Origin of the sequence: Vibrio genomosp. F6 (genome assembly GCF_005146325.1) — a bacterium.
Lineage (GTDB): Bacteria > Pseudomonadota > Gammaproteobacteria > Enterobacterales > Vibrionaceae > Vibrio > Vibrio cortegadensis.
In genome coordinates this window covers 1-10425 of record NZ_SYUT01000025.1, presented here as the reverse complement: position 1 = coordinate 10425, position 10425 = coordinate 1, and the positions used below count along the sequence as shown (strand labels likewise).

The 10425-nt window shown below is 40.6% G+C and carries 12 protein-coding genes; 2 read left to right on the top strand and 10 right to left on the bottom strand.

All coding sequences use genetic code 11. The features are described from left to right. Nucleotides 1-97: 97 nt before the first annotated feature. The 4 genes from FCV43_RS10880 to FCV43_RS10865 form a co-directional block, all read right to left on the bottom strand. Nucleotides 98-283: a hypothetical protein gene (locus tag FCV43_RS10880; RefSeq protein WP_136995185.1), complete on the bottom strand. Its 186-nt coding sequence runs from the start codon at nt 281-283 to the stop codon at nt 98-100. Nucleotide 284: 1 nt separating this feature from the next. Next, a complete protein-coding gene (locus FCV43_RS10875) occupies nt 285-884 on the bottom strand; it encodes a DUF6338 family protein (RefSeq protein ID WP_017091821.1) in 600 nt (199 codons plus the stop codon). Nucleotides 885-1017: 133 nt separating this feature from the next. Beyond that, nucleotides 1018-1965 carry a caspase family protein gene (locus FCV43_RS10870; RefSeq protein WP_017091820.1) on the bottom strand — a complete coding sequence of 316 codons (948 nt, stop codon included), beginning with the start codon at nt 1963-1965 and terminating at the stop codon, nt 1018-1020. A gap of 8 nt (nt 1966-1973) precedes the next feature. Further along, nucleotides 1974-2384, bottom strand: a complete 411-nt coding sequence (locus FCV43_RS10865; protein ID WP_017091819.1) for a TIR domain-containing protein — start codon at nt 2382-2384, stop codon at nt 1974-1976. 587 nt (nt 2385-2971) lie between these two features. Here FCV43_RS10865 and FCV43_RS10860 point away from each other — a divergent pair. Further along, nucleotides 2972-4450 (top strand): ankyrin repeat domain-containing protein, encoded by a 1479-nt coding sequence (locus FCV43_RS10860; protein ID WP_136995184.1) that lies wholly within the window; start codon nt 2972-2974, stop codon nt 4448-4450. A 370-nt stretch (nt 4451-4820) separates the two neighbouring features. Here the strand turns inward: FCV43_RS10860 and FCV43_RS10855 are convergent, their stop codons facing one another. The 6 genes from FCV43_RS10855 to FCV43_RS10830 all read right to left on the bottom strand — a co-directional run bounded on the left by FCV43_RS10855 (nt 4821) and on the right by FCV43_RS10830 (nt 10126). Then, complete coding sequence (locus FCV43_RS10855) at nt 4821-5192, bottom strand: carboxymuconolactone decarboxylase family protein (protein ID WP_136995183.1); 372 nt, start codon at nt 5190-5192, stop codon at nt 4821-4823. 59 nt (nt 5193-5251) lie between these two features. Further along, nucleotides 5252-5608 (bottom strand): MerR family transcriptional regulator, encoded by a 357-nt coding sequence (locus FCV43_RS10850; RefSeq protein WP_113797726.1) that lies wholly within the window; start codon nt 5606-5608, stop codon nt 5252-5254. A gap of 301 nt (nt 5609-5909) precedes the next feature. Beyond that, the gene (locus FCV43_RS10845) at nt 5910-6170 is read right to left on the bottom strand and encodes a DUF5062 family protein (RefSeq protein ID WP_113797724.1); all 261 of its coding nucleotides are present in this window, start codon (nt 6168-6170) and stop codon (nt 5910-5912) included. 243 nt (nt 6171-6413) lie between these two features. Continuing rightward, a complete protein-coding gene (locus FCV43_RS10840) occupies nt 6414-7511 on the bottom strand; it encodes a Fic family protein (protein WP_136995182.1) in 1098 nt (365 codons plus the stop codon). 342 nt (nt 7512-7853) lie between these two features. Further along, the gene (locus FCV43_RS10835; RefSeq protein ID WP_113797720.1) at nt 7854-8927 is read right to left on the bottom strand and encodes a ParB family protein; all 1074 of its coding nucleotides are present in this window, start codon (nt 8925-8927) and stop codon (nt 7854-7856) included. Beyond that, a complete protein-coding gene (locus FCV43_RS10830; protein WP_113797718.1) occupies nt 8927-10126 on the bottom strand; it encodes a ParA family protein in 1200 nt (399 codons plus the stop codon). Before FCV43_RS10830 ends, FCV43_RS10835 begins: the two co-directional genes overlap by 1 nt. A gap of 122 nt (nt 10127-10248) precedes the next feature. Here FCV43_RS10830 and FCV43_RS10825 point away from each other — a divergent pair. Next, nucleotides 10249-10425, top strand: a 177-nt coding sequence (locus FCV43_RS10825) for a transposase (protein ID WP_170961644.1), incomplete at its 3' end; no start/stop codon positions are given.

Below are 10425 nucleotides of genomic sequence, written 5' to 3'. Positions count from 1 at the left end.
GGCGTACCATCTTATTAGCGTTTTAGAGCTGTCGCACTAAAATGCTTCTGTCAGATTAGGAAAAGTATGTTGAACCCTTGATCGTTTGTTATATGCGTTATTCAGCGCCTGGAGGAGTCGGTGTAGGGTTTGTCGGACTGTCACCCGCACCAGTTGGTTGATAACCAGCACCTGGCTCACCACTTGGCATAGGTGCTGGCTGGGAAGGCTGGTAGCCTTTGTGTCGTTCTGAAGGTGATACTTGTGGTTGATAACCATTATTTGAAGTTTTTCTTTCTGTCATTTTAAACATCCCTAAATTCAATATGAGAGATTTCGCTGGTCAAGATAATGACTCCAGCAGTTTTGTTTATCGCTCGCTCAAATGAGCCATCGCTTCCAAGTTTCCACGTTTGCTCAAGGTATAGCTGCTCTTCAGCAGGAGAGCTGGAAGCGAACGATTTTGTGCCATAATAACCTGCTATAACAGCGCCATTATTAAGGATTATTTTCACCCAATAACACCGACCTTGTGCAAAAAAGTAGTCCCACGGTTTCTGGGTTGGATGATGTATATTTTCCTTGAATTTTTTTGATTCTCTTAACGCTTTCCATGAGAATGCTAAAATGACGGGGAACACCAGAAGAACGAAAACGTAAAAGAAAATATATAAAATGGGGTGTGCGATTTTGAAACTTTCAGATCCTGTCCCAGTTTCAACGGCAACTATAAACCAGTAAAAAATGGCGTAGTTTATGCAGCTATATGTGATAGCATCGACTAATTGCTTTGATGAGTCCTTCAAATGAGAGGGATAAAGAAGCTCATAAGTTTTCATACTTATAAAGCCAGGAATAACAAACATGATGAAAAGTTGTAATTTATCTATATCCCAAATGCTCATTCTTGATTCCGTTAAATTCAACGTCCTAAAGCATCATACCACAAGTCATCCATATGCATATAACGCCCGCATTTGCGGCTGGTTTAGAGCGCATTGGAAAACCAGTCCGACAGCAGGCATTTGTTACACACCTTTATAAGCGTTTCTCATTTACTAGTCGCCAGTATTGATAGCCGAGAGCCGTCAATCGACAAGACGTGGAATTTAACGCAGCATAATACATAAACTCTGCATTAACTGGCACGACCAAGCCTACGCTTTGATACTTCTGTAAATCTTTAAATATCTTAACATTATCTGGATCTGCATTTGTCTCTGTGTCTTCATAAGATGGATCTAACTTATGTTCTGAGTCAGCTGTTGGAAAGTACTGCGTGATTTTTCGCAATGTCTCAAATGGCACTTTCGGGGGGATAATTCGTAGTGGGGAAAAACTAGTGACATTTGTCTTAAAGATTGGCCGCTGATCCCACGCACCAAGAGCCTCATCAACATACGCATAAAGAGAACCAGGCGTTATATTACCTCGAATATCTGCCGCTCCCCCCTTCAATGCATCGACTAGTAGAGATGTAAAAATGCCAGCACCATTTGCTTCTAGAGCGTATTCGCTATCTCGACTAGCTGTTAATACAGACATACCTTCAGCCAGTTGAGCTGTACCATTACCAGCTAGACTTGGAGATGCCATTGCGCCAGAGTGGCAACAATCAAAGATAATGACCTTATTTCTTGCTTTTGACTGGTTTGCTAGCGTTAGGATTTCATCCATCGCTACGCCTTCATCATACTTTTTAGCGTCTGTGGTAACTAAATAGCCACCCGTACTTTTTATAAATCCATGACCCGAAAAATAAAGCAGAGCCATTTCGCAATCTCCACTAAATAGCTGTTCAATAGCTTCACGCAATACTGGTCTAGTAATGTTAGTGGATGGGCACGTAATTTTACGAACGCCAAAGTTTGGTGAGCCATCTCCATTCGACTCTAGTACTGTTGCCAAAGTATTTGCGTCATTTACACAGCCACCAAGTGGTGAATTAGGGTAATCATTTATTCCAATAATCAGTGCCTTTTTCATCGAAACCTCTATTTATTCTTCCCTTCACCCATTACTTGATCAATAGCCGCCTCAATCTTGTCCCAATCCCATGCGATGGTTCTATTGCGCGGTAAACCACTTGGTAGATTACTTGTTGTATTTGCGCCATCTACATATACACCAAATACAGGTACGTCTTTCTCCTTGGCCATAGCAATCTCTTTAGAAACACCTGTAGCACTCGCCATAGTTTTACCGCTTAGCACAATAAGCATGTTGCACTTACCAATCTTGGTTTTGATCAATGACTCCCACTGATCCTGAGGCAATGAAGACTTGGATGACCAGTCTTCAATTGAGAATGGAGTTTTTGAATTTTTCGATTGGCCTACAAATAAGTTCTTCTGTGTAACGTTGTGATCAAAATCGAAACTTATAAATGCTCTTGGGTTTGCCATCTTGTCTTCCTTAAGTTGATGTAGCTGGTTGTGATACTGTGCATAACAGCGTCTTTTGAGCAGACATTTTCAGGAAATACAGACACCATAACAGTAACATACTGTTCTATCGTTCTTAATTTCCTCAGCATTCACAAATTAAAGTTCATGTCGGCATACTAATACGTACTCGACTAGGCTCATATTCTGCTATTAGGAAAAGTAGGTCAAGGACTGACAAGAGAAAGAGGTCAAGAAACGAGAGCTAAACGATTTTGGGGCATAAACGCGTTAGTGCTGCTGATCGAAACAGTTTTGTTAGATTAGAAAAAGTGTCTTGAATCCTTAAGGAGCACTTCTATGAAAAGGTTTTACACTAAACACTAACAACAACCCCATCAAAACGATCTTCTACTCAAAATCAAACCACATAAAAATTCATAGCACCGTAAAGTCACCTGGCCGAGATTAAAAAAAATCAGTGAACGCTATCCATCAGCGAAACATGAATGTCTGAAAATTGGAAGCGCCTAAAGGAGATTGATAGAGATCAGCCTGATTAAATGGATATTAATATAGACTGAATGAATATTTGTAGGGGGTGTTATATGAAATGGATATTTAGAGCTTTTTTAGTGTTAGGGGTTGGCTTTCTAGTGGGATGTGTAACACGTCACGACATAATCGAAAATGAGACACTGACAACACAAGAGAAAATTACGAACCTTGAACAGAAAGGATACATTGCATGGTCCGGCTTAAATAAAACGACACTCGCAAAAAATTATGATGACGACCCTTGCTGGAACGTCATCATGTGCGCAATCTATATCAATGACTATGAATTGACTAAATGGCTTTTAGATCATTCAGCATTTGCTACGAGACACATAGACTCGAACGACGATAATGTTTTTTATTACAAACACCTGATCTATGCGCCATTGCGCTATGGCTTAAGTGACCAGGACTCCAGTAGATATTTGAAGCTGCTGATATCTTACGGAGCCAGCCCCAATGTCTGTGATTATGGGTCGATATTACCATTGAGCCTTGCATATAAACTGGATTACATTGAGTCATTTGAAGTGTTAATCAAACACTCAGAGCCTGTGTTGAACTGGGGGAAATCATCAGCAATAGAGTGCGCGGTTGATAAGAACTCTAAGGTGCCATATAGCAGTTTATACAAACAATATGAACCTGCTCCAATTAACTACGCTATTAAAAATTTCGACTCTGCCACACTCCACCAATCTAAAATGTTAACTATGATTTTAGATATGAGTCAAGATCCCACTAGAATTGGTTATTATTCGTCAAACTATCGTTGTGAAAAGTATTCCGCACCATCAGCACTGGCATTCGCCAGTTGCCTGAAACAGAATGAAGTGTATAAATTACTCAGCGATTACTATTTGACCACAGATAGGTTAACTGACTCTGAAAAGAGCTTAGTTTTTAAATCCGCAGAATATCATGAGAAAAAAACATTATCAGACACCGAAATTGCAACCAAAAATGCTGAAATAGCAAGACTTAATAAAGAGCATGATGCAAAGATAAAAGCACAGATGGAATCTGAGTATTATGATTCGCCAGTAATGGATATTGAATTTCAGTCGGTATCAGCGCAGTTAGGGGCTAACAATACAATGACTGAGGTAAAAAGCAGTTCAAACATTCAAACCAACGCAAGTTCACCCACTAAGAAAGTTAACGCTACTCAAAGCTTTTCAAGTGCAAGCTATAACTTTGTTAGGCTTCTAAATACGGTGCCTATAGATAAAAAGTTTTCTAAACGAGAATTTGAACAAAAAGGTAAAAACCTATATTTCAGAGTCGAGATTAAACACTCTGATGATCATGTAATGAAATTGTCGGGAAATGCGAACATTTGTACCGATATTCTCCCTTCTTTTGATGGTGGAATTTCATTTAAAACCACATTGGTAACAGGGCAGGCTACTCAAAATGGTGCAAAGAGCCTGACAACAAATGACCGAGGAATTTCATTCAGATACTCAAAGCCTGTTCAGGAAACCCTGTTGAGAGCGTATCAACAGGTGCAAGCATCTTGTAAGTGAACACAATAAGGTCGAGTTCTTGTTGGAACTCGACCTTCTACAAGGCTTTGTATACCCCTACGAGCTAATCACACACTACCCGTTAAAGCTGTCTCTTCCTCAAAAATTAAACAAATATGAAACTCGCAGCACCGTAAAATCACCATGGTTCTTTAGCTCTACAGCCCTTGGTAATGCTGACTTGTGAAGTTACAGGATTTTACATCTGTTGGGTTCACTAGGATATTTTTGGATATTAAAGACCATAAAGAGGTTTTTTTTAGGATCTACATTAGATACTTTGAGCACAGAATCGCTTGGTGATCACAAATCGAAAAGCCACATCCAAACTCATTTGTGGGCAGCTTTGAGTTACGCTGCCCTTCTAGTGCTACCTTTCAGATAGCACTTCTTTGAAAGCAAACATTCCATTTAACGCTGCTGGGAAGCCTGCATAGACAGACATTTGTATTATTACTTCTTTGATTTCTTCTTCTGAACAACCAACATTAAGGGCTGCATGCAAATGCACTTTTAGTTGCGGCGTACAGGTTCCCATAGCTGTTAAAGCCGAGACTGTAGCAATCTCTCTTAATTTTAAGTCTAAGCCTTGCCGTGTATAGATATCGCCAAATGGATATTCTATTGTGAATTTAGCTAAATCAGGGCAAATATCTTGTAAACTCTCAATGACTTTTTGGCCAGCTTCACCATCGATTTTTGATAACTGTTCTAGTCCAGAATTAAATCGAATGTTGTCCATGTGGTGTTCTCCTCTGAATAAAAGACCAACACACCTTACAAGTTAGAGTGAACTCTAAGTCAACTCACTTCTCCCTTTTTATATAAATTAATTTTGTTTTCTAATGCTTCCAAATGTTCATTCTGTTGCTTAATGTGTTCTTTTAAGTTTTCTCGGTGCATTTCTAACATTTTTTGGCGATCAAGCACGGTCTTTACCCCTAAATCTCTTAATGACGCATATTTTTGAATTTCTTCTAGCGGCATCCCAGTGTCTTTGAGTCGTTTAACAAAGTTCACCCAATCAACATCTCTGTTTGAGTAAACTCGGTGACCGCTGCTATTTCTTTGGATTTGTTTGAGCAAACCAATTTTTTCATAGTATCGAAGAGTGTAAGACGATAACCCAACTACACCCGAAAATTTTTTCATGTTCATTTTTTACCTTCTCACTAAATTCCTCTTCATGAGCGAAAATAACTAATGACTTCATAAACACTACACAGCTTAAAATTAATAGGCCAAGTAACCAGTTGCAAAAACGTTTTAAGCGAAATAGCTGACAAACTCTGGGGCAGAATAAGCTAGAAGTTGGGCATGAAACCTTAGTCCTAGTGAACATGTCGGTGGATAAAAATTAATTAGCCAAATCGCAGTGAAGACTTCTTTAATTATCGCCCACCAAAGATCAAACAAAGCGAACTAATCGACTCGCTTTGTTATTACTTAATCATGATTGTTATTTTAGAGGGTCGTTGTCTGGCAACGCCTTATGAACCCAAAGAGCTAACCTGTGTTTGATGTTTGCACCGTCGAGTTTGCTATCAGGTAACGGCGTGATTTGTTTGGCATCAACCAAAAACAGGTAAATTGCTTTTACTCTGTCAGGCTGTGGTGACTGAGGGAGGTTAAAGCCTTGCATCTTTGCCATCTTCCCGCCAATATCAAGTGCCTTTTTAATCAGTTTGTCTTCATTATGTAGCTTGGAACTTTTTGACATTGATAAAATCCTCTTTTCACTTTAATTAAGAGTACATTAACTATCACCTGCGGCATGTTAATAAGCTCTCATATTGATAAAATCACATAACGCCATCATTCAACTGATTCAAAAAAGACCTTAACTATTTGTCTTCTGAATAGTAAAAAACCGTTAGGAAGTGCTGTGTTTAAATTAGTCATTCTAAGTGGAGCTCTTCAATAAGAAGTAAGTCAATATCTTGCTTTCTGCTGGACATATTTTTTATTTCGCCAGTTGGTATCGAGTGCTTCGTCCTGCTCCTGACTTGATTAAACAATTCTGACCGACCAAAGTGGCTAAATGGCGTGTTGCTGTTGGCTTGCTGACTTTCGCCACCTTGTGATACTGAGAGGTATTGATGCCATCAGAAAAATCACCATCAAGCATCCGATTCAGCACTTTAACTTGTTCTTTTGCTAGCTTAGTTTGGTCTATATGGCGCCAAAAATTGGTCTTAAATATGGTTTGGTCGATCTCTTTTAATACTTCATCAAACGTTTCGTTTAAGGTATTAAAAAACCAAACGAGCCAAGTCGTGATATCTATATTTCCTTTCTGAGTTTGCTCTAAGGTTTCGTAATAGCTTTTGCGGTTAGCTAAGATCCCCACAGACATCGCGTAAAAACGTACAGATTGCTGCTCCGCTTGGGCCAATGCTAAGTCTGTCAGCAAGCGAGTGATTCGCCCGTTACCGTCATCCAATGGGTGCAAAGTGACAAACCATAAATGCGTAATTGCAGCTCGAAGTAGAGGATCAAGCGAGGCGTCGTGCTTTGAGTCATTAAACCACTGAATGAACAGTTTTAACTCTGCATCAAGAATCTCTCGCCCTGGAGCTTCAAAGTGAACAATTGGTCTATCGATTCTTCCTGATACCACTTGCATAGGGGCGGTACCTCGAAGCTGGCCACCAATAACTGGGTTAAATAAAGTGTAACCCTTGGGGAAGAGTTTATCGTGCCAGTGTAAGATCCGGTCTAATGTAAGAGGTATATCGAGGTTCTCTACAGCATCAAGCATGATTTCTGCAAGCCCATCGGTTTGTTCTGTGGTTGGAAAAGGGCGTTCTTCTGTTAAGCCAAGCTTATTTGCCAAAGATGAACGTACAGAGAATGCATTGAGTTTCTCGCCTTCAATAGCACTTGAATGGACGATGTTTGCCAGTAAGGTATCAAGCATGCTCTCTTTTTTATCCTGAGACTGGCTAGTGACCTTCCCAAGTAATATGCCTTGATTAAGGCGAGTTTGCCTAAGCAGCGGCTCAATTAACGTTTTATCCCAGTTAAAATTAGGCCAATCTGATTGTTTCCATATCCACATAGCTTCACCTTGATTTGAAAATCCACATTATTCAAATCATATTATGATGCGTTTATCTCCCTTATTCAAATCAAAATATGATTAGATGTTACTTTGTATTCTAATCATATCTTCGAAATTGGGCATCTGTGAGGAGCTTTAAGGATATTAGAGAACATAGAAAAGACTCTCTATCAAAGAGGTGTGATGAATATTAGTGCCACACATGGTCATTTTATCCTACCAGATAAAGAAAAAGGCCGAACGTATTTACGTCCAGCCTCTATGTTCCAGTAAAGTACCGATTTAGGTACTAATGCTTATCCGAATGGCATTAATACCTAAAGGTTGGTGTCGTTATATCTAGTGCTTGTTGAGTACCGCTTGAATCGCCTCATCTAACTCAGCTTGAATCTCTTTCGACAAGCGACCAAACTCATACGAAAAATTGCGGCCTTTTACTTTCTTACGTGCGAACATCCCTTTGCTATCAAATTGAGCGAGAGGGGTGACTTGTGCTTTGTCTGATTCTTGTTTGGCCTCAGCAATCTTTAACTCTGATTTGATACTAGTAATTAGCGCTTCTTTGATGTCTTCTTGGCTCTGCTCAGGCTGAGCATTGACAACTTTGGTCTCTACTTTTTGAATGAAGCTAGTGAGCTCTTTATTGTTTTCATTGAAAGTTTTCATTACCTTCGATAATACAGAGTAATCAGTATGAGAAAGCTCATTTACTACTGGGAATAGGGCCATTAACTTACTATCGATACTGGCGGCTTTCAATGCTCGACCTACTGCTTGACGGCTAATGTTTAAAATTTTGGCGACATCTTCTTGAGTCAGTTCGCCGCTGTCCATGAGTGTTTTACACTGCAGACCAATTTCACGCTGGTTATGTTCTTTCGCGGTTTGTAGCTGCTTCGCTAAGGCTTTTGCGTCTGCAGTTGAAATGTCATCTTTGGTCACAAGAGTGCGGAAGGTGTTGATGCGTCCATCCTGAAGTAAAAACCAAGCGCGGCGACGAGATCCATCCAGGACATCGATTTGACCATCCACTTCTCGGCCAACCGCAGGGTAGAACTGTTGGAATTCTAAGGAATTAAGATCCTCTAAAGATTCCGCGGTTAGCAAAGACTGATCACGGCCATTCACATCAAAGGTAACAAAGGTATTATCGCGCACTTGCTCGTGTGACAATGTCACTTCATTAAATGTAGCTGTTGCTCCTGAAGCTAACGTCCATTCGATACTCTGACCAACAGATTCAATGCCAAAGTGCGCTTTAAGGTAATCGACGCTGCTTTCACCTGCTTTGATTAGTTCATCGCTAAGTTGACGAGTCAGTGACTCTACGTTCGCTTTGGCTGCGCCTTTTTGAGCTTCTGCTGATCCTGCTGTATTACCTAACGGACTTGCGCCACCTCTTTTCTTCGCCATTATGCTTGCTCCTGCTCGCGCCATACATTTAATAAGTCACGCAAGATTTGGCTTGTCACTTCATAGCTATTTTGTTGCGCGGTTTGGAAAGTTGCTTTGCTTTTCGGGTACTCACTTTTTGACATATCAAAGACGGTGGAGAGTAGGGAAGAAGCTTGGCGGATCGCCTCACTATGTTTGAACTCCTTTGAGTAAAGATAAGGTGAGAAATGATCGTAAAGGCTGTTCATTAATTCAGTGGTGGTTGAACTGTCACGGTGATTAGTGAGTAGTATTTTCATGAAGTCATAGCCTTCATGTTGTGCATTCGCAAGTAGCGCCCACACCTGTGGGATATAACTAAAATAGGAACAGGTGGCATCGATGTCATTTTCAGTAATTGAAAGCGGGAACACCACGCTTGTCGCGGCAAAGTACGCGTTATAAGTGGCATAGCCAAGTGATGGAGGTGTATCAATTAAGATGATGTCGAACTCATCTTTCACTGCATCGATGATCTCATCAAGGATAGAGTAGGGCGACGCGAGCGTGTGACTAAATACCTGCTCATGGAACCAACCTTCAATCGCTCGATCGGATTGTGAGGCGGGCAAGATACGCAAATTTGGAATGGTCGTTTCTAAAAAGGCTTCTGATACTGCATCTTGATAAGTTTCACCTTCGTCAAGATCGAAAGTTCGCATCATGAGATCGCCAACCGACAAGTTGCCTTCTTGTTCGGCTTCTGGTGCGTAATACATAGAGAGCGTGGCTTGGCCATCCATATCGATAAGGCCGACTCGATACTCTTGGTGGAACTCTGTTGCAAGGCCGGAAGCAATCGTCGCAGCTGAAACGGTTTTGCCGACTCCACCTTTCTGATTTTGGATCACCACTACTTGTGTTTTTTGCTTATCACTGCGCGAGAACTTTGGATCTTTACGTAGATTCTCTGGCAGTAAATCACGTACACGGTACATTTCAGAGATATCAATCGACCACTGAGAGTCTTCATGGCGACGAGGGTCTATCTCTGTGGCGGTCACGTAACGATCTAGCGTTTTGGCATCAATACCAAGGTAAGCCGATGCTTCAGCTCGGGTAAAGTTTCGTAACTCTTTGCGGTGATTGGCTAAAAGACGTTGGTTACGGCGTTTAATGTAGCCGTCAGCCCCTTCTTTTAGCTGTTGAAACGTAGTGGTGGTTTGTAAGGTATCCATTTCAGCCTCCGTGTAGGAATAAAAAATAGTATATCCCTTAATATTTGAGGTTGGTAGTTAAAAATGGGGTATTTGTTGTTTTTTATTTGATTATGTTGTTGGTTTGTTTTTATAGGTGAACCATGACAAGTAAGAAGAAACGTATTATCCATTCTTCTGAATTTAAAGCAAAAACCCTGAAGCTGGCAGAGAAAGTAGGAGTTGCTGCAGCTGCAAGACAGCTCTCGTTACATGAATCTCAGATCTACGGTTGGCGAAAAGCCACAAAGAAGAATTCTAATATTAGCCAACGAGAACAA

Excerpts from the sequence above, each read along its gene's own strand:
- FCV43_RS10880 (WP_136995185.1), bottom strand. The coding sequence starts at position 283 with ATGACAGAAAGAAAAACTTCAAATAATGGTTATCAACCACAAGTATCA.
- FCV43_RS10875 (WP_017091821.1), bottom strand. The coding sequence starts at position 884 with ATGAGCATTTGGGATATAGATAAATTACAACTTTTCATCATGTTTGTT.
- FCV43_RS10870 (WP_017091820.1), bottom strand. The coding sequence starts at position 1,965 with ATGAAAAAGGCACTGATTATTGGAATAAATGATTACCCTAATTCACCA.
- FCV43_RS10865 (WP_017091819.1), bottom strand. The coding sequence starts at position 2,384 with ATGGCAAACCCAAGAGCATTTATAAGTTTCGATTTTGATCACAACGTT.
- FCV43_RS10860 (WP_136995184.1), top strand. The coding sequence starts at position 2,972 with ATGAAATGGATATTTAGAGCTTTTTTAGTGTTAGGGGTTGGCTTTCTA.
- FCV43_RS10855 (WP_136995183.1), bottom strand. The coding sequence starts at position 5,192 with ATGGACAACATTCGATTTAATTCTGGACTAGAACAGTTATCAAAAATC.
- FCV43_RS10850 (WP_113797726.1), bottom strand. The coding sequence starts at position 5,608 with ATGAACATGAAAAAATTTTCGGGTGTAGTTGGGTTATCGTCTTACACT.
- FCV43_RS10845 (WP_113797724.1), bottom strand. The coding sequence starts at position 6,170 with ATGTCAAAAAGTTCCAAGCTACATAATGAAGACAAACTGATTAAAAAG.
- FCV43_RS10840 (WP_136995182.1), bottom strand. The coding sequence starts at position 7,511 with ATGTGGATATGGAAACAATCAGATTGGCCTAATTTTAACTGGGATAAA.
- FCV43_RS10835 (WP_113797720.1), bottom strand. The coding sequence starts at position 8,927 with ATGGCGAAGAAAAGAGGTGGCGCAAGTCCGTTAGGTAATACAGCAGGA.
- FCV43_RS10830 (WP_113797718.1), bottom strand. The coding sequence starts at position 10,126 with ATGGATACCTTACAAACCACCACTACGTTTCAACAGCTAAAAGAAGGG.